The following is a 23,125-nucleotide window of genomic DNA, read 5'->3' as shown; positions in this document are numbered from 1 at the left end:
GGAGTTGGCCACACCGTTACCTTTACCTTACAAAGGCGCGGGCTCCTCGGCGGGGAGGCTGTCCATGAAGGAGCTGACGGAGAACACCGCGCGGCCGGGACCCGGTTCGCCGTATCCGGGCGGGGACTTGAGCCCGAAGTCCTCCATCGTCGCGCGGTAGGCCTCAAGGAGCCGGATGTGGTACTCCAGCGGGGCGCCCTGCGGATTGGCCTTGCCCAGCGGGGTGGTGGGCTCCGGGCACCAGGTCGTGAAGCGGGGCGTGATGCCGTGCGACATGAAGAAGCGCAGGCCCTCGGTCGTCGACGCGATCGCCTCGTCGACGGTCGTGAAGCCGAACGGCTCCGCCATCTCCACGCCGGCCACGAAGTTGGGGATCACGTTGCGCGCGCCGAAGATCTCCGCGGAGTCGAGGATGCGCCTGTGCCACTCGGCGCGGCCGACGTAGCGCTCCTTGCCCGGGCAGTGCAGCTTGAACAGATACTCGTCCCACACCTCGTAGTTGGGGTGGTAGATCTGCACGCCGTAGTCCTTGAACCGCTGCACGTCGTCCTTCGGCAGCGCCTGGGCGACGACCTTGCCGATCCAACGACCCGGGAAGCGCTCCTCGATGGCCTTGGCGTAGTGCCCGTAGAAGTCGGCCTCGTCGCGCCCGGCGACGGTCTTGGTGATGGCGCCACCGGTGAGGGTGTAGGCGGTGGAGACCTTCGCGGTGTCGTAGCGGTCGATGATCTCCAGGGCTTCGAGGACCTCCTCGACGTCCTTGACTCCCGTGTACGGCCGCCCGGCCGCCTTGTGCTGGCGCCAGTTGTGGTTGATGTCGCAGTACTGGCACTCCTCCTTGGCGCCGAAGTACTGGCAGACCCGGAAGACGGTCAGGTAGATCAGGTAGCCCCACTGGATGGTCGGGGCCACCTCCATGACGGACTTCCCGCTGGCGAGCTTGTGCTTGTAGTACTCCGGCATGGGCGGCACACCGACGTCCGCGATCCGCTTCCCGTCGAGGTACAGCCCGAGCACACCGTCGTCGTCGGAGGCCACGCGGTACGGCGACGCCGGGTTCACCCGCACGGAGACCACGGTCCGCCGCAGGTCGTACGGCCCACCGGTGAGGATGATCTCCTCGGGCGGACGCCTCAGCGCCGCCTCGCCCAGCTCGGGCAGGGTGCCGTGGTCGAAGGAGAAGATGAAGTACGACTTCGGCTTCACCTCGCCGCCCTCGTTGTCACTCAGCGCGGACGGGTCGAAGGCGACACCCCCGCGCAACAGGTCCTCCTTGAAGACGGCCTCCCGCGGCACATGCGGAAAGCGCTCCATCAGATCCTCGACCAGCGCGGTGCGGCTGCCCATCCCGTATCTCCTCCCGGCTCGGACGCCCTGCTCAGACGTACGACTCCTCACGGTATGCCTCCGGCGGTCGGGGGTGGGAGCGGGGGCGGGGTGTGGCGCGGGTCGGCCAGGTCGGGGCGGGTCAGGCCGGTCAGGCAGTACGCCCCTGGCGTCACCGCCCCGAACCGGCCCGGGAGCGCCACCGGGCCGGGCTGACATCATTGCCGGGTCACCCCTGCCCCGCCCCCTCGCGGCGCGCGATGTACTCCGGTACCGGGATGCCCGGTGGCAGCGCCGGGTCCGGTACGGGTGTGCCCCATGTCGAGGTCAGTGGCAGTGTTCCCGCCCAGAGGCCCAGCTCCGCGTCGGGTCCGTCCCCGTCGTCGGGTGGGCCGGTGCGGATCTTGACGGAGGCCTCGTCGAGGGAGAGCGCGAGCAGGGTGGTCGCGGCGAGTTCCCTGCGGTTCGGGAGACGGGCGTACGACCACTGGCCCGGCGTCGCGTGTTCCGTGAGGCGGCGCAGGCCGGCGAGTTTCTCCTCCGGGTCGGTGACCTTGCGGGGGACCCCGTGGATCATCGCGCTGCGGTAGTTGACCCCGTGCTCGAAGACCGACCGGGCCAGGACAAGACCGTCGACGTGCGTGACGGTGACGCACACGGGGGTGCCGCCCGCGAGGCTGCGGCCGGCGACGGACCCGTGGAGATACAGCCGGCGTCCGTCCCGTCCGTACACCGTGGGGACGACTACCGGCCGGCCCTCGATCACGACCCCGAGGTGGCAGACGAAACCGGCGTCGAGGATCGCGTCCAGGTCCGCGCGGTCGAGGCTGCCCTGTTCGCGGAGCCGGCGGTGGCGGGTGAGGTCGGTGACGGGGAGGCGGTCGGTCATGACCGTAGACGCTACCGATATCGCAGGAAATAGGCTACAGATTGACCCATCACATCATTCCCATCACCCCGCGTCGACGAAATCCGTACTCGTCATCCGCAGGTGAGAGGGTCGGGGGAAACGCACGCACCCGGAGGGACGGCAGGGATGACGGAGACGGTCACCAACTGGGCCGGCAACATCACCTACGCGGCGAAGGAACTCCACCGCCCGCGCACACTCGACGCGCTCAGGACCCTCGTGGCCGAGAGCGCGCGGGTACGGGTGCTGGGCAGCGGCCACTCCTTCAACGAGATCGCCGAACCGGGGCCCGACGGCACCCTGCTGACGATCGCCGCGCTGCCACCGGAGTTCGACGTGGACACGACGGCCCGTACGGTACGGGTGTCCGGCGGCGTCCGGTACGCGGAGCTGGCCCGCCGGGTGAACGGGCACGGGCTCGCGCTGCCCAACATGGCGTCCCTGCCGCACATCTCGGTGGCCGGTTCGGTGGCGACCGGCACCCACGGCTCGGGCGTCGGCAACGGCTCGCTCGCCGCGGCCGTACGCGAGGTCGAGATCGTCACGGCGGACGGCTCCACGGTGACGATCGCACGCGGCGACGACCGCTTCGACGGCGCGGTGACCTCCCTCGGCGCGCTCGGCGTCGTCACCTCGCTCACCCTCGACCTGGAACCGGCCTTCGAGGTCGAGCAGTACGTCTTCACCGAACTCCCGCTCACCGGGCTGGACTTCGAGACGGTCGCGGCATCGGCGTACAGCGTGAGTCTGTTCACCGACTGGCGGGAGCCGGGCTTCCGGCAGGTGTGGCTGAAGCGGCGCACCGACCAGCCGCCGGTCGACTTCCCGTGGGCCGCGCCCGCGACCGAGGCGATGCACCCGGTGCCGGGGATGCCCGCGGTCAACACCACCGAGCAGTTCGGGGTACCGGGGCCGTGGCACGAGCGGCTCCCGCACTTCCGGGCGGAGTTCACCCCGAGCAGCGGGGCGGAGCTGCAGTCGGAGTATCTGCTGCCGCGGTCGGCCGCACTCGACGCGCTGTACGCGGTCGACGGCGTCCGGGAGACGGTCGCCGGTGTCCTGCAGGTCTGCGAGGTGCGGACGGTCGCCGCCGACGCGCAGTGGCTGAGCCCCTCGTACGGGCGGGACACGGTCGCGCTGCACTTCACCTGGATCGAGGACACGGCCGCGGTGCTGCCCGTGGTGCGGCGGCTGGAGGAGGCGCTGGACCCCTTCGACGCACGGCCGCACTGGGGCAAGGTGTTCACGGTTGCGGCGGAGGTCGTACGCGGACGCTATCCTCGGCTCGGCGACTTCGGGGCGCTGGCGCGGGGCCTCGACCCGGAGGGTAAATTCGCCAACGCCTTCGTCCGGGACGTCCTCGGGGAGTGACCGGCGGCGACTTTGTACAGCCCCTTTCCTAACCCCTTGTCGAACGTCGCCCGCAGCCCATAGCCTTGCCGCGCGCCGGTGCCGTCGTGCCTCGGCATGACGGCAACAGGGTGGGGGCACCTCGGTGAAGCGCACATCACGCGACATCCGTACCGCGAACCGCTACGAGGTGTTGCGCCAGATCATCGCCGAATCGCCCACGTCCCGGCAGGAGTTGGCCGCCGCCACCGGGCTGAGCCTGGCCACGGTCGCGACGCTCGTCGGTGAACTGCTCGACCTCCGTATGATCACCGAGGTCGGTTTCGAGGACTCGGCCGGGGGCCGTCCTCGGGGCCTCGTGGCCGTCAACGCGTCGGGGGGCGCGCTGATCGGCGTCGACATCGCGGAGACGTACGTCCATGTCGAGCTGTTCGACCTGGCGTTGAACGTCCTGGCGCGCGCCGACGAGGACATGCGGCCCGGTGAGAGCCGCCCGCGTCAGGTGGTCGGCCATGTCGCCGCCGCCGTCGGCTCGGTGGTCGCGCAGGCCGGCGTCGAGGCGGCCCGTGTGCTCGGCGTCGGGGTGAGCGTGCCGGGCCAGGTGGACCGCAAGACCGGCGTCTCGGAGTACGCGCCCAACTGGGACTGGCACGACGTGCCGTTGCTGGACCTGCTGTCCGAGGTCATCGCCTACCCCCTCTACCTGGACAATCCGCTGCGCGCCTGCGCGGTCGCCGAGATGTGGTTCGGGGCGGCGCGCGGGCACGGGGACGCGGTGGTGGTCACCCTCGGGACCGGGGTCGGCGCCGGGCTCGCGCTCGGCGGCGGGCTGTACCGGGGGGTGAGCAACAGTGCCGGCGAGTGGGGCCACACCACGCTCGTCCTGGACGGCCGGCTGTGCCGCTGCGGCAACCACGGCTGTGTGGAGGCCTACGTCGGCGCGCCCGGAATCATGCTGAACCTACGGGAGTTGAGCCCGCAGAGCCCGCTGCTGCACCCCGAGGACCAGACGGCGACCATCGACGCGCTGGCCCAGGGCGTGGCCGCGAACGACCCCGTGGCCCTCAAGGTCGTGCGGGAGACGGCCCGTTACGTCGGCGCGGGCATCGCCAACCTGGTCAACGTCCTCAACCCCGAAGTCGTGGTGCTCAGCAGCTGGGTCGCCCGCAAGCTCGGCGAACCCCTGCTCCACGAAGTGCGCGAGGCCGTCCAACGGCACGCGCTCAGGCGGCCGTTCGCCGCCACCGAGATCGTCCTCTCCCCCATCCCCACCGATCCGGCCTGCCTCGGCGCGGCGACGTTCGCGCTCGAAGGGGCACTTCAGTCGGTCGGCCAGAGGGCGGGGACGGGCAAGCGCACCACCCACGCAAGGAGCCGTACCGCACCACCTTCATGACGACGGAAGGGATGCACGTGACTCACCCCCACCCCAGGAGATCGGTCCTCGCGACAGCGGCAGCCGCGTTCGCTGTCACCGGGGCCCTGATGTCCGCACCGCCCGCGCACGCCGACGGCGTCGCACCGGCCGAGGTCTCCCCCCACGCGGCCCAGAGCATCGACAACATCGGCGCGTCCGGCGCCTGGTGGGTCGACGACCTGCAGAACTTCACACCCGAGGTCCAGGCCCGGGTCGCCCGACTCCTGTTCTCCTCAAAGGGGTTGGACCTCTCCTCCTACCGCTACAACATCGGCGGCGGTGGCACGGCGGTCACCACCCCGGCCCGCGCGGCCCAGGACTTCCTGAACGCCGACGGGACGTACGACTGGAGCAGGGACAAGGGCGGCCGGACGTTCCTCGACTACGCAGCGAAGTACGGCGTGAAGGATCTGATCGGCTTCGTCAACAGCGCGCCCGCGCAGTGGACGACCAACGGGCAGAGCTGCGGCGGCCGGTTGAAGCCGGAGAACGAGACCGCCTACGCGAAGTACATCGCCGACGTCACCGCCCACTTCGCCAAGCAGGGCGCCACGTTCGACTACATCAGCCCCTTCAACGAACCGAACAACACCTTCGGCGACTGCGGCCAGGAGGGCATGCAGGTCACCGTCGACCAACGCGACGACATCGTCAGGGCGTTGGGCGCCGAGCAGCGGGCCCGGAAGCAGACGACGAGCATCATCGCCGACGAGTCGAGCAGCACGGTGAGCTTCTCCACCGAGGTCCCGACGTGGATCTCGCAGCCGGACACCGCCCAGTACGTGTCCAAGCTGGCGCATCACACGTACAACAACCCGAACGACGGCCAGTTGGGCAACGTCTACGAGACGGCGAAGACGGTCGGCAAGCCCTCCTGGGCCACCGAGATCTGCTGCTTCGGCAAGGGCGGCACGGGCTGGAACCAGGAATACGACCCGACCATCGACAACGCCCTGCTGATGTCCCGGATCATCTACAAGGACTTCGCCAGCGCGCACGACTCGGCGTTCCAGTGGTGGGTGGCCCTCGCCAGCGGCTACGGCACGGACCCGGCCGCGCGCAACGACGTCGGCTGGAACGACGGGCTGGTCTACTACGACCCCGACTACGCGACGAACGGCAACCAGACCCTGTACTTCACCAAGCGGTACTACGCGCTGGGCCAGTACAGCAAGTTCGTGCGGCCGGGCTCCGTCGCGCACAACGTGACGGGCGCGCCGAGCGGTGTCGAGGTGACCTCCTACGACCGGGACGGCAAGTGGGTCGTCGTGGTCAACAACCAGAACACCACGGACACTTCGCTCAACCTGCACTTCAACAGCAAGGTACCGGTGCGCGCGACGCGGGCCGTACGGACGTCGGCCACGGAGAACTGGGCGAAGGTCGCGAAGCCGGACGTGAGTGGCTCCACGGTGTCCACCACCCTCGCCGCCCGCTCGATCACGACGTACGTCTTCGACCAGAAGGACCACAAGGGCGGTAAGGGACACGGGAGTTCGACGGCTCTCACCGGTGCCCTCCAGGGCAGGCAGTCCGGCAAGTGCCTGACGGCGGACGTCTCCGGGGCCGCGATCGGCACCTGCGCGGGCGGGGCCGAACAGACGTGGTCGTACGACGCGAAGGGCGGCCTGAAGGGGGCCAACGGGTATCTGACGGTGGGGAGTTCGGGATTGACGACCACCGCGGACTTCACGGGTGATCCCGGCCAGCGATGGCTCCTGAACGCCAACGGACAGATCCTCAGTGAGGCGTCGGGGAAGTGCCTCGACGTGAGCGGTCAGGCGACCGCGGACGGAAGCAAGGTGATCCTCTACAGCTGCAACGGCGGGGCCAACGAGGCCTGGTCAAAGGTGTAACGACCACCTGAGTGCGCGGTGCGGGCCGCCTCCGCGGCGGCCCGCACCCTCGTCACGTCCGGTATTCCGAACGCTGCGCAACGCTTCGAACAGACTTCGTCCAACCCCTTGCCGAAGGCTTAGGCGAAGGTTAACGTCCCGCTCCGCACCTCGATTTGAGCCACTGGCCACCACTCAGCCGTGGAGCCGTGGAGCCGCAGCCGCGCGAGAGACAAGGACGTCACCATGTCGGCAATGAGCAACAGCAACTGGTCCCGCCGATCGATATTCCGGGCGGCAGCGGGGATGGCCGCAGCCGGCACCCTGGCCGCCTGCGGAGGCAACAACGGCCGTGGCGGGGGCTCCGGTTCGGGCAAGAACCTCGTCCAGTTCTTCCACGCCTACGGCGAGGCCGGGACGGAACAGGCCATCAAGAAGTACGCGAAGGCGTACACCAAGGCCGACGTGACCACGAACTGGATCACCGGCAACAGCTTCGAGGCCAAGCTCTTCTCGTCCCTGCTCACCAAGCAGGCGCCGGACGTCTTCGAGTTCCACCCGCAGTTGCAGCTGGTGAAGAGCGGTCAGGTGGCCGACCTGAGCGACATCATCGATCCGGTCAAGGACGACTTCAACCCGGCCGACATCAAGTCGCACACGGTGGACGGGAAGATCTACGGGATCCGGATGATCGACGACCCGCAGTTCTTCTACTACCGCAAGTCGATGCTGGAGAAGGCCAAGGTCGACGTGCCGACCACGCTGGACGAACTGCTGGAGGCCGCCGCCAAGTTGACCACCAGCAAGGTCAAGGGCGCCTACCTCGGCAACGACTTCACCGCGATCCAGAACCCGATCATCTGGTCGGCCGGCGCCGACACGATCGACGCGAACAACCAGATCGCCTACCACACGGACGGCGTCGTCGAGGGCCTCAAGAAGCTCCGCCAGCTGTTCACCAGCGGCCATGTGCTGCTCGACGCCCCGACCGACTTCTGGGACCCGTCCTCGCTCAACCAGGGCCTGTGCGCCATCCAGTGGGGCGGCATGTGGTCCATGCCGGCCATGCAGCAGGCGCTCGGCGACGACCTGGGGATCTTCCCCTTCCCGAGCATCGGCAGCAAGGGCAAGCAGTCGGTGTACAACGGCGGTTGGTCGATGTTCGTCAACGCCAAGGGCAACAACGTCGAGGCGGCCAAGGCGTACGTCAAGTGGCTGTGGATCGACCAGAAGAAGTACCAGGAGGACTGGGCGACTTCCTACGGCTTCCACATCCCGCCGCGCACCTCGATCGCCGCGCAGGCCACCAAGCTCAAGTCGGGTCTGCCGGCCGAGGGTGTCAAACTCTTCACCGACTACGGGCACTTCGACAACATCGCCTACGACCAGACCATGCAGACCGCGTTCGCCGACGTGATCGCGAACTCGATCCGCAAGAACGGCAACCCGGAGGCCGCGCTCGACGCCTGCGACAAGAAGGTCGGCGTCGAACTCAAGAAGCTGTTCGGATAGGCCGGCGGACGGAACCCGAGATGTCGACCACCACCACACGCGGGGTCGCACAGCCCGCCCCGGCCAAGGCCTCCCAGGCCCGGCCGCGGCGGGGCCTGCGGTCCAGCGCCACCCTGAACTTCTGGCTCTTCACCGGCCCGTTCCTCGTCGGCCTGGTGATCTTCGTCTTCGTCCCCATCGGATGGAGCATCTGGCTCAGCTTCTTCGACGCCCGCTACACCGTCACGCCGAGCCATTTCATCGGCTTCGACAACTACAAGCAGATCCTGACCAACAGCAACTTCCCGCAGTCCCTGCTGACGTTCACCGTGTTCGCCGCGTTCATCGTGCCGACCACCTGGGCGCTGTCCCTGGGTCTGGCGCTGCTGGTGAACCAACTGCGGTTCATGCGGGCGTTCTTCCGGTCGGTGTTCTTCCTGCCGACCGCCGTGTCGTACGTCGCCGCCGCGCTGATCTGGAAGATGTCCGTCTTCAGCGGGGTCCGCTTCGGTCTGCTGAACACCGTCCTCGGCTGGTTCGGCGTCGACAACATCGCCTATCTGGCCAACCCCAGCCCGCCCTGGTACTGGGTGGTCATCGTGAGCCTGCGGCTGTGGATCCAGTCCGGCTTCTACATGATCCTGTTCCTGGCGGCGCTCCAGAACATCCCGGCGGAGCTGTACGAGGCCGCCGAGATCGACGGCGCCAAGCGGGGCTGGCAGACCTTCCGGTACATCACGCTGCCCCAACTCCGCGCCACCTCCACGGCAGTGGTCCTGCTGCTGCTCGTCGCCGCGTACCAGGCGTTCGACGAGTTCTTCAACATCATCGGAACCAAGGCGACTTGGGCCCAGACACCGCTCATGGAGCTGTACAAGGCGGCCCTCGGCACCAGCCAGGACTACGGCGCCGGCAGCGCGGGCGCGGTCATCCTGTCCCTGCTGATCTGCGTCGTCACCCTCGCCCAGGGCAAGATCATGGGCTTCGGAAGGGGGGAGGAGTCCAAGTGACCACCGCCGCACCACAGTTGGGCAAGAAGCGCAGGAAGCGCGGCAGCGTCCTCGGCAACACCGGCCTGTACGTCGCCGTGAGCATCGCCGCCCTGCTCTTCCTGATCCCCTTCTACCTGATCCTCCGCAACGCCCTCTCCACGGACCAGGAGATCACCGGCGAGAACTGGAAGCTGCTCCCCTCCTTCCAGTGGGGCAACATCTCCGAACTCTTCGACGACCAGACCGTCCAGTTCGGCCGCTCCCTGTGGAACTCGACGGTCGTCGCCGTCCTGATGACCGTGGGCACCCTGCTGGTGTGCTCGCTGGCCGGCTACGGCCTGGCCCGCATCCCGTACAAGCACTCCAACAAGGTGTTCTACGTCGTCCTGGCGACCCTGATGGTGCCGACGGCCGTCACCTTCGTGCCGAGTTTCGTGCTCGTCTCGTCCCTCGGCTGGGTCGACACCTACCGAGGTCTCATCATCCCGGGCCTCTTCAGTGGTTTCACCTGCTTCCTGTTCCGGCAGTACTTCCTGGGGTTCCCCAAGGAGTTGGAGGAGGCGGCGCGCGTGGACGGGCTCGGCTACTGGGGCGCGTACTGGCGGATCGTCGTACCCAACTCGCTGAACTTCTTCGCGGCGATCGCCACGATCACGTTCATCAGCGGCTGGAACGCCTTCCTGTGGCCGCTGGTCATCGGCCAGGACCCGAACTCCTGGACCGTGCAGATCGCCCTGTCGTCGTTCATGACGAACCAGACCGTCAACTTCCATCTCATCTTCATGGCCACCGCAGTTTCCATCCTGCCCCTGGTCTTCGTGTTCCTCTTCCTCCAGCGCTGGCTGGTCCAGGGAATCGCGCAGACCGGAATCAAGGGCTGACACCTGCCTCTCAAGACCTAGCCTTTGGAGACCGATGTCCTTCCGCACCGCCTCCGCCATCGACTACGTCGAGGACGTCTCCCCGGGCAGCGGGGCCCTCCCGCCCCGCTCCTGGTACGCGTCCTCGGACGCGACGTCACTGTCACTGAACGGCAGTTGGCGTCTCCGTGTGTCGGCGACGGCCGACGCCGAGGACGACGCGTTCGCCGAGGAGGGCTACGACGCCGGGGAGTGGGCCGAGGTCACGGTCCCCGGCCACTGGGTCCTCCAGGGCAACGGCTCCCTCGGATCCCCCGTCTACACCAACCACCTCTACCCCTTCCCGGTCGACCCGCCGCGCGTCCCGACCGAGAACCCGACCGGCGACCACCTCCGCACCTTCGACCTGCCGTCCGAGTGGCCCTCGGACGGCGGGGCCGTGCTGCGCTTCGACGGGGTGGAGTCCTGCGCCCGGGTCTGGCTGAACGGCACGGACATCGGCGAGTTCAGGGGCTCCCGCCTGCCGCACGAGTTCGCGGTCGGGCACCTGCTGAAGCCCTCCGGCAACGTACTCGCCGTCCGCGTCCACCAGTGGTCGGCGGGCTCGTACCTGGAGGACCAGGACCAGTGGTGGCTGCCCGGCATCTTCCGTGACGTCACCCTCCTGCACCGTCCGGCGGGCAGCGCCCTCGACTTCTTCGTGCACTCCTCCTACGACCACACCACCGGCGAGGGCACTCTGCGCGTCGACTCCGACGCCGACGGCCGGGTGACCGTGCCCGCCTTGGACATCGATGTCGCGACCGGCGAATCGGTCACCGTGCGCGCAACGGCGTGGACGGCCGAACTCCCGTACCTGTACGAGGGGTTGCTGACGACGGACGGCGAGCGCGTCCCGCTGCGCATCGGCTTCCGGACCGTAGAACTCTCCGACGGTCTCATCAAGGTCAACGGCCGGCCGATCCTCTTCAAGGGCGTCAACCGTCACGAGTGGCACCCGGAGAAGGGCCGCGCCCTCGACCTGGACACCATGCGCGAGGACGTGCTGCTGATGAAGCGGCACAACATCAACGCCGTCCGCACCTCCCACTACCCACCCCATCCCGCCTTCCTGGACCTGTGCGACGAGTACGGCCTGTGGGTCATCGACGAGTGCGACCTGGAGACCCACGGTTTCACCGAACAGGCCTGGCGCGACAACCCCGTTGACGACGACCGCTGGACCCCGGCCCTGCTGGACCGCGCGGCCCGCATGGTCGAGCGGGACAAGAACCACCCGTCCGTCGTCATCTGGTCCCTGGGCAACGAGGCCGGCACGGGCCGGGGCCTCACCGCCATGGCCGAGTGGATCCACGGCCGCGACCCGTCACGCCTCGTGCACTACGAGGGCGACATCAACTGCCGTGACACGGACATGTATTCACGGATGTACGCCTCGCACGCCGAGGTCGAGGAGATGGGCCGGAACCTGGACGGCGGCACCCACAAACGCCGTCAACTCCCCTTCATCCTCTGCGAGTACGCCCACGCCATGGGCAACGGCCCCGGCGGGCTCGCCGACTACCAGCACCTCTTCGAGTCGTACGACCGGCTCCAGGGCGGTTTCGTCTGGGAGTGGATCGACCACGGCATCAAGGACGAGCGGTACGGCTTCGCGTACGGCGGCGACTTCGGCGAGGAGCTGCACGACGGGAACTTCGTCTGCGACGGCCTCGTCTTCCCGGACCGCACGCCCTCCCCCGGCCTGATCGAGTACAAGAAGGTGATCGAGCCGGTCCGGATCACGGGCGACGGCGCGGACGGCACCGTACGGGTCACCAACGGGTACGACTTCGCCGATCTGTCCGCCCTGGCCTTCGCGTGGTCCTACCAAGTGGACGGCGAGACCGTCGAGTCGGGCCCGCTGACCGTGCCGTCGCTCGCGCCGGGCGAGTCCGCCGACGTGAAGCTGCCCGCGCCGCCCGTGGGATCCGAGGGTGCGGAATCCCAGTGGACCGTACGGGCGTCGCTGGCGGCCGACACCGCCTGGGCCCCCGCGGGTCATGTCATCGGCTGGGGCCAATTCCCGGTCGCGGCACGACCGTTGCCGTCCCTCTCCGCCACCGCCCGGCCCGTGCTCGACGATCGGCGGATCACCCTCGGCCCGGCCGCCTTCGACGCCCGTACCGGTGAGCTGAGGACGATCGGCGCGGTGGACGTCACCGGTCTCCGCCTGGACGTATGGCGGGCGACCACCGACAACGACGACGGCGCCTCCTGGCAGACCGACATCCGTTTCGGCCTGCTCTGGCGCAAGTTCGGCCTGCACCGCATGCGACACCGCCTGGACGGCGTGGAGTTGACCGACGACGCGCTGACCGTACGCACCCGGGTGGCGCCCGCCGCCTGGGAGGTGGGTCTCGCCACGGTGTACCGCTGGACCTCGGACGGTGCGCGGCTGCGCCTGACGGTGTCCGTGGCACCCGAGGGCGACTGGACGTTCCCGCTGCCGAGGCTGGGCATCCGGTTCGGGATCGACGCGGGCGCCGACCGCGTGAAGTGGTTCGGCGGCGGCCCCGGCGAGGGCTACCCGGACACCAAGTCGGCCTCGCTGCTCAGCCGTTGGGAGTCCACGGTCGACGACCTCCAGACCCCCTACGTCCGCCCGCAGGAGAACGGCGCCCGCGCCGACGTCCGTTGGGCGGAGATCGGCGGTCTGCGGATCGACGGCGATCCGGAGTTCTGGTTCACCGCCCGCCGCTGGACCACGGAACAGCTGGACGCGGCCACTCACCGCACCGAGCTCACTCCCGAAGACACGGTGTGGGTGAACCTCGACCACGGCCAGCACGGCATCGGCTCGCAGTCCTGCGGTCCGGGTCCGTTGCCGCGGTACTTCCTGAACGCCCGACCCACCGAGTTCTCCTTCGAGTTCTCGGAAACCGTCTTCTCGGAAACCCCGGAGATCAGTTGACCGGCACAGTCATGAAATCGTCCGCGGCCGACCGGCTCTTCGCCCGGTCGGCCGCGGTCGCGTCCTGCGTCGGCTTCATCCTCATCGGTATGCTCCAGGCCCTCTACGGTCCCGCGATCCCGGGCCTGCGCCACGAGTTCGGCCTCTCCCCCTCCGGCGCCGGTCTCGGCCTGAGTCTGCACTTCACCGGCGGGGTCGCCGGCGTCCTCGCCTTCAACGCGATCCACTCCCGGATCAGCAACAGGGCGCTGCTGGCGTGGAGTTACGCCCTGATGGCGGCGGGCGGCGCGGGCTTCGCGCTCGCCCCGAACTGGCCCCTCGCGCTCACCGCCGCGTTCCTTGCCGGCCTCGGCTTCGGCGGGATCGACTACGGCCTCAACCAACTCTTCGCCGTCGGCTTCGGCGACCGTTCCACCGCCATGCTGAACGTGCTCAACGCGCACTTCGGCATCGGCGCGGTGCTCGGCCCCGCGGTCGTGGCGTGGCTCGGTCCGGACGACTACCCGTACGCGTTCGGCGCGTGCGCGGCGCTGGCCGCGGTCCTGGTGTTCGCGGGCTCAAGTGGCGTACGTACACGTGTATCTGACGATCCACCAGCGGAATCGCCGGAGAGGAAGGGTCTCGGCCTGTCCCGTGTCCTCGTCGGCTTCCTCGTCCTCTACATCCTCAACGTGGCCGTCGAGGCGGGTGTCGGCGGCTGGGAGCCCACGCATCTGGAGACCGTCGGCTACACCGCGACGGTGGCCGCGTCGGCGACCTCCGTCTACTGGCTGATGATGACGGCCGGCCGCTTCCTGGTCGTGCCGATCACCCTGCGGTACGCCCCCGAGCGCATCCTCGCGGTGTGCGCGGCCGGGATGACGGTGTGTCTGCTGCTGGCGCTGGTTAAAGGAGTGGCACCGGTGGCGTACGCCGGTGTTGGCTTGTTCATCGCGCCGGTGTTCCCGACGGGCCTGCCCTGGCTCAACAAGGCGCTCCCGCAGGCCAAGCGCGCCGGTGCGTGGGTGATCGCGGCGTCGATGACCGGCGGGGTGGCGGCTCCGCCGCTGCTCGGTGTCGGGATCGAGGCCTACGGGATCCACGCGGTGCCCTGGCTGTTGACCGTGCTGTCGGCCGCGTCGCTGCTGGCGACGGTCTGGCTGATCCGACTGACGAGGAGGTCCGCATCATGAAGGCCCTGTTCCTGCTCACGCGAAGGCTGACCGAGTGAACGCGAGCAGCATCGAGGTCCGGGGCCTGTCCCGCACCTTCCACACCACTGTCCGCCGCCCCGGCTTCGTCGGCGGCCTGCGTTCCCTCGTCAACCCGGAGCGCGTGCCCAAGTACGCCGTCTCCGACGTCACGTTCGACGTCGCCCCGGGTGAACTCCTCGCCCTGCTCGGCCCGAACGGCGCCGGCAAGTCCACCACCATCAAGATCCTCACCGGCATCCTGACGCCCACCTCCGGCGAGGCCCGGGTCGCGGGCGTGGTGCCGTACGAGGAACGGGAGCGCAACGCCCGTAACATCGGGGCGGTGTTCGGGCAGCGCACCCAGCTGTGGTGGGACCTGCCGGTGCGCGAGTCGTTCTCGATCCTCCGGGACATCTACGAGGTACCGAAGGCCCAACACGCGGCCCGGCTGCGGGAGTTCGACGACCTCCTCGAACTGTCCGCCTTCTGGGACACCCGGGTCCGCCATCTCTCCCTCGGCCAGCGGGTGCGCTGCGATCTGGCCGCCGCCCTGCTGCACGATCCGCCGGTCGTCTTCCTCGACGAACCGACCATCGGCATGGACGTGGTCGTCAAGGAGCAGGTGCGGGAGTTCCTGCGGCACCAGGTGGAGGAGCGCGGCCGTACGGTCCTGCTGACCACGCACGACATGACCGAGGTGGCCCGGCTCGCCGAGCGGGTCGTGCTCATCAACCACGGCCGGCTGGTGCTGGACGGCACGCTCGACGAGATCCGCCGCAGGTTCGGCTCGACCTGGCAGATCCGGGCGACGCTGGCCGACGCGCACGCCGAGGTCGTACCGCTGCCGGGCATCGCCCTGGTGCGGCGGGACGGCCCACAGGTGGTGTTCGGCCCGGACGGGGCCGACGCGCCGACCGTCAACCAGGCGCTGAAGCGGGTCATCGAGCGGTACGAGGTGACCGAAGTCGCCATGGACGAGGCCGAGTTGGAGGACGTGATGCGCGCGGCCTACGTGCAGGCCGGGCCGCCGGCCGAGGAGGCCTGAGATGGCCGCCCCGCACGCCTGGCGCGCCGCCCGCGTCACCCCGCTCGGCGAACTGCTCGCCCCGCCCCGCATCACCGCCGCCCTGCTCCGGCTGACGGTGCAGATCGTGCTGGTGGCGTCCCTGTGGCGCGGCCTGTACGCCCAGACCGGCACCACCGCCGGACTCACCCGCGACCAGGCGGTGACGTACGCCGTCCTGGCCGTACTCGCCTCCCGGCTAAGGGAGTTGGACCAGCAGGCGGGCCGGGACTCGGTCCTCCAGCACATGCACTTCGGCACGATCATCTACTGGTATCTGCGTCCCCTGCCACCCCAGCGCTACTACGCGCTGCGGGCGTTCGGCGAGCAGATGTACGGCCTGGCCTGGGCGCTGACGGGCTACGTCGTCTGCCTCGCGACCGGGGTCGTGGAGCCGCCCAAGTCACCGGCGGTGGCAGGGGTGTTCGCACTGAGCATGCTGCTGGGCCAGCTCGTCCTGTTCTACGTCATGCTCCTCATCGACCAGTTGTGCTTCTGGACGCTCCGCAACGGAGCCGCGATGCTCATCCTGATCTTCGCGCAGAACCTGCTGTCCGGTGTGTACGCGCCGCTGTGGTTCTTCCCGGACTGGTTCCTCACGATGAGCCGCTTCCTGCCGTTCCAGGCGACGCTGAGCGTGCCGCTCTCGATCTACGTGGGCCGTGTCCCGCTGTCCGACACGGGCGCCCAACTCGCCCTCCAGGCCGCCTGGGTGGTGGCCCTGTCGCTGTTCACCCGGTTCCTGTGGCGGCGCGCCGCCCGTCGAGTCGTCGCCCAAGGAGGTTGATACGAGTGAAAGCCGTCCGGATCGCATGGCGCATCACGCGCCTCAACTTCCGTGCCCAGCTGGAATATCGCACCGAGTTCCTGCTGATGATCGCGATCGGCGCGATCTGGCAGGTGTCGGTGATCGTGTTCGCGACCGTGCTGCTCACCCGGTTCTCCGGAATGGGCGGCTGGGACAGCTCGGACGTGCTGCTGATCCCGGCGACGCGGATGCTGGCGCACGGGCTGATGGTGCTGTTCCTGGGCCGCATGCACGGCATCGGGCGGTACATCCAGGAGGGCCGTATCGACATCTACCTGGTGCGCCCGATGCCGGTCCACCGCCAGGCCCAGCTGGAGTACTTCCCCACCAACGCGATCGGCGACCTCACGGTGGCGGCCGGCCTCATGGTCGGCGCGCTCAGCCGCAGCCGGCTGGACTGGACGGCGGGCCGTACCGCGTATCTGATCGCCGCGCTGCTGGGCGGCATGCTCCTGGAGGCGGCCCTCTTCACGGCCGTGGCGAGCGCCTCCCTCCGCTACCCGTCCGCGGGCTACTGGAGCCGCTGGCTGGAGGACCTCCTCGGCACCTTCGGCAGCTACCCGCTCAACGTCCTGCCCCGCGCGGTCGGCGGCTTCCTCACCTACGGCCTTCCGCTCGCGTTCGTCGCCTACCTCCCGGCGGCCGTACTCACCGGGCACGGCCACGACATCGGGGTCCCGTACTGGCTGGCGGCGGCCTCACCGCTCGTGGGCGTGCTGGCGTATCTCGGGTCGCGGCTGCTGTGGCGGTGGAGCCTCGGCCACTACACGGGCGTGAACGGGTGACCGCGCCAAGGGAGTTGTGACCCAGGTCTCAGAGAGGCCGTGCAGCAGATCCGCCCGTTTCCCCGTCGAGGAGGGGTGACAGGAAGGGAGGAGCGTGTGGATCTGGCAGCCAAGTGGGCAGCGGGCACAGGGCTCGGCGGTGCCGGGTCGGTGGAGGAGGACTTCCACCGGTTCGCCGCCGCCCGGTCGGCCGCGCTGTTCCGGGGCGCACTCGTCCTGACGGGCAGCCGCGACGCGGCGGAGGATCTGGTCCAGGAGACCCTGGAGCGGGCCTGCCGCAAGTGGCGCGTCATCAGCGTCAAGGACGCCCCGGACGCGTACGTACGGCGGATCATGGTCAATCTCGCCAACGACCGTTGGCGAAGGTTCCGCCGTACGGCTCAGCACCCGGTCGGCAGCGAACCGGTCGCGCCGGGTGACGAGTACGGACGGATCGACAGCAGGGACCAGTTGGTCCGTGCGCTTCAGCAACTGCCCATGCGGATGCGGACGGTGGTGGTGCTGCGGTACTTCCACGATCTGTCCGACGTCGAGATAGCGGCCGACCTGAAGATCTCGCCGAGCACCGTCCGTTCCCAGCTGGCCCGCGGAATCGACCGGCTCAGAAGCCAGTTCCCCGCACTCTCCGACCCTTCACCACAGCAGTTCACGGAAGGAACCCGATGAGTTCGTACGACCCGCGGCCTTCCGGCTGCACACCTTTCGAAGAGGAACTGATCAACGCCATGAACAACTTCGCGCATTCCACCGAGTCGCCGGCCTTCGACACGGCCGGCATGGTCCACCGCAACCGTCGCCGGCGGGCCACCCTCATCGCCGGTGTCGCCACCGCCCTGATCGTCGCGGGCGGCGGCACGGCGCTGGCGTCCATGACGGGCGGCACCTCGCCGACGACGGCGGAGAAGCCCATGACCAGGGCGACCACCAAGGGTTCCGACCACAAGAAGGCCATCCTGCTGATGGACTTCGGCAAAGGGGGAGGCCCCGTCGCGCTCGACCTCACGGGCACGGACCTGCAAACGGCCGAGGGCCAGCTCCTCAAGGCCGGGATCGAGATCGGCACGATCGTCAAGACCAAGAGCCCCGGCTGCAAGCAGGCCACGGTCGTCGAGGTCACCCCCCACGCCCCGAAGGTCGTGGAAAAGGGCGACACCGTGAACCTGAAGCTCTGCGCGGGCTGACCGAGTTGACCGGCTGAGGGCCCGGTCCTGGGCGTGCGCGCGCGAGCCGCTCAGGACCGGCCGGACCGCCGTATCGGCGTCAGCAGCGCCACGACCGCGATCAGTACGCAGCACGCGCCCGCCACCACGGCGACGGGTGCGGTGCCCTGCCGTTCGGCGGCCCAGGTGAGGACGGCGGCGCCGACGGGGGCCGCCGCGTAGTGGAGGGTCCAGAAGGCCGAGGTGACCCGGCCGAGCAGATGCTCCGGGGTCACCTCCTGCCGCAGCGACATGGAGCAGGTCCCGGCCATACCGCCGCAGGCGAGGAACACGGCGCTCAGCACGGCGACTTCGGGCACACCGTTCGCCCGGCCCAGCCCGGCGAACGCCAGCCCGCACACCGCTACGGCCACGGTCCAGGTCGCCCCGAAACCGAGCCGGCGGCGCACCCGGGCCACCAGCAGGGCGCCGGTGATCGCGCCCAGCGCGCCGACCGCCATGACCGTGCCGACGGTGCCGTCGTCGCGGCCGAGGTCGTGCTTGAGGTGGTAGATCACCAGGTCGTTCAGGCCGAGGGTGAGGAAGCTGAAGCAGAAGAGGAGCGCGGTGAGGGCACGCAGTACCGGGTGCCCGCGCAGGAACGCCACCCCGGTGCGCAGGTCCTGCCACAACCCGCCCCGCTCCGCCCGTTGTTCGGCTCCGGGCCGCCCCCGGAACCGTACGAGCACCAGGCAGCCCGCCGACACCCCGAAGCTGGCCGCGTCCACGCCGACAGCGGCGGCCGGCCCGCTCCAGGCGGCCACAACTCCCGCGCCGAGCGGCCCGAGCACCCCCGCCGCGGCGGCACTGGCGTTCAACTGACCGTTGGCCTCGGTGAGTTGCCCGGTTCCGACCAGCCCGCGGACGACGGTCACATAACCGACGGAGAACAGCATCCCGACGGCCTCGCACAGCGGCAGCACCACATACAGCAGCCAGATCCGCGGCCCGAACAGCCACACCAGCGGGATCACCCCGTACAGCACCATCCGCACGAGATCGCACCGGATGAGCAGCCTGCGCCGGTCGACCCGGTCCACCACGACCCCCGCGAACACCCCCGCGACGACCGAGGCCGCCCCGCCCACGGCGGTCAGCAACCCCATCCGCGCGACCGAGCCGGTGGCTTGCAGCACCAGCAGCGGAAGAGCGATCAGGGCGAAGGAGTCACCGAGGACGGAGAGGGTCTGCGCCGTCCAGAAGACGGCGAAGTCCCGCTGCCGCCACAGAGGTCGAGTGCCGATCGCCGTCCCGCCGGAGGAACCCCGCGTCCGGCTTCCCTCGTCTTCCTCGCGCTTCGCCCCGTAGGTCATCCCGGCAACACTAGGGATTCCGGGTGCGGCCGAGAAACGAATTACCGGACCCGGTCGGCGAACAAGAGGAGCCGACCGGGTGTTGACTCTCAAGCCCTGTAGGCGAGTTGCACCTCACGTCGTCGGCTGCGGCGTCAGGCGCTTGTGGCCCTTCCGGTCGTAGTACCTGACCATCGCGAAGCCGAAGAGCAGACCGATGGCGGTACCGACCGCGATCATCGTCCACGCGCGGGTGAGGCCCGCGTCGCCGCGGGCGTCGAAGTAGAGGATCGCCCGTACGCCGTCGCTGAGTTGGCGCATGGGCTCGAAGTGGGAGAGGAAGCGGTAGAAGCCGGGGACGGCCTGGAGGGGGACGGTGGCGCCGGAGGACGGCAGGCCCAGGACGATGAACACGAACATGGAGACCAGCTGGCCGATTCCGCCGAACGCGGCGTTGATGGCCTGGACGCCGAGGCCGACGGCGAGGGCGGCGCAGTAGGAGTAGATCCACAGGAGAGGGATGTGGGTGGCGTCCATGCCGAGGATGCTGACGCTGGCGAGCAGGATCAGGGAGACGCTGAGGAGGGTGATGCCGGCCGTCATGACCATCTTCAGGAGGAGCGTCTGGGTGCGGTCGATGGGGACGGTGGGGCGGCGGGTGTGCCAGGGGCCGATCTCGTTGTCGGCGTAGCCGAGGGCCGTGTCGACGCCGTTGCTGATGACGTTGCCGCCCATGAAGCCGGCCAGGACCAGCAGCAGGGTGTAGTAGAAGGCGGTCAGACTGAGACCGCTGTTGTTGCCGATGGGGTGGCCTACCTGCGTGGCGATCCGTACCGGGTCCGCGAGGAGCAGTTTCTGGGTGGAGTCGGCCTTCGCGGATGCCGCCGTGAGCTGCTTGCCGATGGCGAGCGAAGCCTGCTGGGCCGCCGTCGTGGAGATCTTGCTCGCGAGGGAGGAGCCGAGGCTGCCCTTGCCGGGGTTGGTCAGCACGGTGATCGTGGGGCGAGCGGTGGCGTTGGTGGTCGTCAGCGCGGCGACGGAGTCCGTGAAGTCGGCGGGGATGACCAGGGCGCCGTAGACCTTGCCGTCGTCGAGTTCGTTCTGGGCCTGGGCTCTGGTGAGCTGTCGCCACCCGGCCGCGCGGCTGCTGGTGTTCGTCACGATGGCGTGGGCGATCTGGGTGCCGATGTTCTGCTGCCGGCCGGTGAGCGGTTTGCCGGTGTCGCTGTTGACGAGGGCGATGGGCAGGTCGCGCAGTTCGCGGTTGGGGTTGACGATGCCGCCCATGTAGAGGAGGGACAGCAGCAGTGCGAGCAGGCCGGTGAGAACGGTGGGAATCAGCCACAGTTTGGGGCGGCCGAGAAGTGCGGTGGCGCGGAGGCCGGTGGGGGCGGGGGTGCCGGAGTCGTCGTCCATGGTGGTCAAGTCTGGTGCCGGAGGCCGGTGGCGGCGGTACGGAAACACGCCGGACGCCCCTCTTGTTACTGGCTATTGTCCTAGGGTTTCCAGTTACCGCAGGTCAGAGGAGAGGTGGCGCACTGTGGCCCGTGCGGGACTCACCGCCGACCGTGTCGTGGCGGCAGCCGCCGACCTCGCCGACGAGGTCGGCTTCGAGAACGTCAGCCTGTCCGCCCTGGCGCGCGGCTTCGGCGTGAAGGACGCGAGCCTGTACTCGCACGTCAAGAACCTCCAGGACCTGCGCACCCGCGTCGCGTTCCTCGCGGGCGGCGAGCTGGTCGACCGGATCGCCGTCGCGGTCGCCGACCGCACGGGCCGGCAAGCGCTGGGCGCCTTCGCCGACGCGTACCGTGCCTACGCCCTGGAGCACCCGGGCCGGTACGCGGCCACCCAGATCCGCGTCGACCAGACCCTCGTCGCCGGCTCCCCCGCCCTGCGGCGCACCGCCGAGATCACCTATGGCCTGCTGCGCGGCTACGGCCTGGAGGAACCCGATCTCACCGACGCCGTACGCCTGTTGCGCAGTACGTTCCACGGCTACTGCGCCCTGGAGTCCACCGGCGGCTTCGGCGCGCCGCGTGACGTGCGGCGGTCCTGGGAGCGGGCCGTCGACGCGCTCCATGTGGCGCTGACGCACTGGCCGCGTGCGGGGGAACCGGTGTGACGGAGACGGCGGTTCCGGTCCGCGCCCCAGGCGCACCGCTGACCACTTAGACTGGAAGCTTCGCGAACGTCACGTGCCACCCCGGGGGAGGGAGCGCGCCTTGTCTCAACAGCAGCTGGGACGTGGTCCCTTGAGAGCACCGGGATCGCCCGGTCCGACGCCGCCCGACGGGGGTCCGCCGACCCGGTTCGTGGGCTGGCTGGGCCGGTTCGGGTGTGTGGCCGCCGGATACGCGGTGTTCCAGTTCCTGTTCGAGGTACTGCCCGACTCGCTCGACGGCGCGCCCGCCAAGTATCTGATCTCCGGACTGAGCGGCCTCGCCACGGCCGGCGTGACCTGGCTGGCGGCGGCCCTGCTCCGCGCCCGGACGGCCGCACCCGCACCGCTCACCGCACCCGCTCCCCCGCCACCGGGCGTCCCCGGCCCGCTGCCTCAGGTGTTCACCTCGGCCTACGACACGCTCGCCGCCCAGGTCGCCGTGGTCGACGACCCGGTGCGCGGCCGTCTCGTCGGCTGGCCGCACTCCCTCCAGGAGCTGGACGGCCCGGTCCGGCCGACCTCGCTGGCCACGGCGTACGGGCTGCACATCGTGCTGGACCTGGGCGTCCCGGACGGCCGGCTGCACACCGGCGACCTCATCGACACACTGTGGCGGCTACGGCTGCAGGGCGGCGGCTGGTCGGCCCGTTCGCAGGGGTCGGTGGCCCGTCCGGAGGTCACCGCCGTGATCCTGGGCGCGCTGGCGCGGGCGGGTGCGTCACGGGAGCGGCTGGCGGACGAGGTGGCGCGCTGCGAGGCCGGCTTCGCCCCCGAACTCGACGGTACGGGGCGGGCGTTGACGCATGTCGTCACCACCGTGATGCGGGGGCTGCTGCGCGCGGCACCGGACGCGCCGACGCTTCCCGTGCTGCGGGAGGCCCTGGTCGACGGGGCGCTCTCCGACCCGCAGCGCCAGCACCGCCGCTGCTGGAGCCACCGGCTCTCCCCGCTGCCCTGGGCCGCGCACCCCGCCCAGCCCTCCGCGCTGCACACCGCGCAGGCGGTGGTCGCCCTGGACCGGGCGGCCCGTGTCCTGGGCGAGGGGCCCGTGGAGCGGTCGACGCGCGAGGACGGGGTGCGCTGGCTGCTGGCCTGCCCGGCGTCGGCGCACGAGAGCTGCGTCGACCTGGCGAACCTGCGGGAGGAGGTGCGCCGCCGCCACCCGGACGACTCCTCGCACCACGAGGTGCTCAACGTCCGGCACTTCACCGCGAGTTGGATCGTGCGCGCGCTGCTCACCCCGGGCGCCCAGGAGATCGCCCGCCAGGACGGCCTGGAGGAGGCCTGGCGGGAGCGGCTGAACGGGGCGGCTGCCGCGGTGTGGGCGGCGCAGACCGACGGCATCTGGTCCTGGAACCGGGACGGGTCCGCGTTCACGACGACCGAGGAAATGCGCCAGCCGATCTGGATGACCTATCAAGGGCTTTCGGCGCTGCGCGCACATGCCGTATGGATGTATCAGCCGGATACGCGAACGCGGCTGCTGTGAGCCGTGGTTGGGGAGTGAGCGC

19 protein-coding genes are annotated in these 23,125 nt (G+C 69.6%); 15 read left to right on the top strand and 4 right to left on the bottom strand.

Annotated elements, in window-relative coordinates; all coding sequences use genetic code 11:
• Positions 1–27: 27 nt before the first annotated feature.
• Positions 28–1,347, bottom strand: a complete 1,320-nt coding sequence (locus ACIQBL_RS07890) for a radical SAM protein (RefSeq protein ID WP_401938082.1) — start codon at positions 1,345–1,347, stop codon at positions 28–30.
• 208 nt (positions 1,348–1,555) lie between these two features.
• Positions 1,556–2,215, bottom strand: coding sequence for a pyridoxamine 5'-phosphate oxidase family protein (locus ACIQBL_RS07885; protein ID WP_401938080.1), 660 nt, complete (start codon positions 2,213–2,215; stop codon positions 1,556–1,558).
• A gap of 147 nt (positions 2,216–2,362) precedes the next feature.
• Here ACIQBL_RS07885 and ACIQBL_RS07880 point away from each other — a divergent pair, with 147 nt between their 5' ends.
• From ACIQBL_RS07880 to ACIQBL_RS07820, 13 genes are all read left to right on the top strand, one after another.
• On the top strand, positions 2,363–3,607 hold the full coding sequence (locus ACIQBL_RS07880; RefSeq protein WP_401938078.1) for an FAD-binding protein: 1,245 nt from the start codon (positions 2,363–2,365) through the stop codon (positions 3,605–3,607).
• Positions 3,608–3,731: 124 nt separating this feature from the next.
• Positions 3,732–4,982: an ROK family transcriptional regulator gene (locus tag ACIQBL_RS07875; RefSeq protein WP_401938076.1), complete on the top strand. Its 1,251-nt coding sequence runs from the start codon at positions 3,732–3,734 to the stop codon at positions 4,980–4,982.
• Between the two features lie 11 nt (positions 4,983–4,993).
• Positions 4,994–6,859, top strand: a complete 1,866-nt coding sequence (locus ACIQBL_RS07870) for a glycoside hydrolase (RefSeq protein ID WP_401938075.1) — start codon at positions 4,994–4,996, stop codon at positions 6,857–6,859.
• A gap of 225 nt (positions 6,860–7,084) precedes the next feature.
• The gene (locus ACIQBL_RS07865) at positions 7,085–8,350 is read left to right on the top strand and encodes an ABC transporter substrate-binding protein (protein WP_401938072.1); all 1,266 of its coding nucleotides are present in this window, start codon (positions 7,085–7,087) and stop codon (positions 8,348–8,350) included.
• 20 nt (positions 8,351–8,370) lie between these two features.
• Entirely contained in the window at positions 8,371–9,339 is a 969-nt protein-coding gene (locus tag ACIQBL_RS07860) for a carbohydrate ABC transporter permease (protein ID WP_401938070.1), read from the top strand.
• Positions 9,336–10,202, top strand: coding sequence for a carbohydrate ABC transporter permease (locus ACIQBL_RS07855; RefSeq protein WP_401938069.1), 867 nt, complete (start codon positions 9,336–9,338; stop codon positions 10,200–10,202). Before ACIQBL_RS07860 ends, ACIQBL_RS07855 begins: the two co-directional genes overlap by 4 nt.
• Before the next feature lie 34 nt (positions 10,203–10,236).
• Positions 10,237–13,134, top strand: a complete 2,898-nt coding sequence (locus ACIQBL_RS07850; protein WP_401938067.1) for a glycoside hydrolase family 2 TIM barrel-domain containing protein — start codon at positions 10,237–10,239, stop codon at positions 13,132–13,134.
• An 11-nt stretch (positions 13,135–13,145) separates the two neighbouring features.
• On the top strand, positions 13,146–14,306 hold the full coding sequence (locus tag ACIQBL_RS07845; protein ID WP_401938065.1) for an MFS transporter: 1,161 nt from the start codon (positions 13,146–13,148) through the stop codon (positions 14,304–14,306).
• A 34-nt stretch (positions 14,307–14,340) separates the two neighbouring features.
• On the top strand, positions 14,341–15,351 hold the full coding sequence (locus ACIQBL_RS07840) for an ATP-binding cassette domain-containing protein (protein ID WP_401938062.1): 1,011 nt from the start codon (positions 14,341–14,343) through the stop codon (positions 15,349–15,351).
• Position 15,352: 1 nt separating this feature from the next.
• A complete protein-coding gene (locus ACIQBL_RS07835) occupies positions 15,353–16,156 on the top strand; it encodes an ABC transporter permease (RefSeq protein WP_401938060.1) in 804 nt (267 codons plus the stop codon).
• A 5-nt stretch (positions 16,157–16,161) separates the two neighbouring features.
• Positions 16,162–16,962, top strand: coding sequence for an ABC transporter permease (locus tag ACIQBL_RS07830; protein ID WP_401938057.1), 801 nt, complete (start codon positions 16,162–16,164; stop codon positions 16,960–16,962).
• 96 nt (positions 16,963–17,058) lie between these two features.
• Entirely contained in the window at positions 17,059–17,628 is a 570-nt protein-coding gene (locus ACIQBL_RS07825; protein WP_401938055.1) for a SigE family RNA polymerase sigma factor, read from the top strand.
• Complete coding sequence (locus ACIQBL_RS07820; protein WP_401938053.1) at positions 17,625–18,143, top strand: hypothetical protein; 519 nt, start codon at positions 17,625–17,627, stop codon at positions 18,141–18,143. Before ACIQBL_RS07825 ends, ACIQBL_RS07820 begins: the two co-directional genes overlap by 4 nt.
• A 50-nt stretch (positions 18,144–18,193) precedes the next feature.
• On the opposite strand, the gene ACIQBL_RS07815 is transcribed toward ACIQBL_RS07820, so the two are convergent.
• Positions 18,194–19,474 (bottom strand): MFS transporter, encoded by a 1,281-nt coding sequence (locus tag ACIQBL_RS07815; protein ID WP_401938051.1) that lies wholly within the window; start codon positions 19,472–19,474, stop codon positions 18,194–18,196.
• Positions 19,475–19,588: 114 nt separating this feature from the next.
• Positions 19,589–20,869 (bottom strand): YhgE/Pip domain-containing protein, encoded by a 1,281-nt coding sequence (locus ACIQBL_RS07810; protein WP_401938048.1) that lies wholly within the window; start codon positions 20,867–20,869, stop codon positions 19,589–19,591.
• Positions 20,870–20,993: 124 nt separating this feature from the next.
• On the opposite strand from ACIQBL_RS07810, the gene ACIQBL_RS07805 reads away from it, so the two are divergent.
• Together ACIQBL_RS07805 and ACIQBL_RS07800 are read left to right on the top strand one after the other, a co-directional pair.
• Complete coding sequence (locus tag ACIQBL_RS07805) at positions 20,994–21,575, top strand: TetR-like C-terminal domain-containing protein (RefSeq protein WP_401938045.1); 582 nt, start codon at positions 20,994–20,996, stop codon at positions 21,573–21,575.
• 130 nt (positions 21,576–21,705) lie between these two features.
• Positions 21,706–23,103, top strand: a complete 1,398-nt coding sequence (locus ACIQBL_RS07800) for a hypothetical protein (RefSeq protein WP_401938043.1) — start codon at positions 21,706–21,708, stop codon at positions 23,101–23,103.
• Positions 23,104–23,125: the final 22 nt, after the last annotated feature.

It is taken from the genome of Streptomyces sp. NPDC088350 (assembly GCF_044753545.1).
Lineage (GTDB): Bacteria > Actinomycetota > Actinomycetes > Streptomycetales > Streptomycetaceae > Streptomyces.
This window is presented reverse-complemented; position numbering and strand designations above follow the sequence as displayed.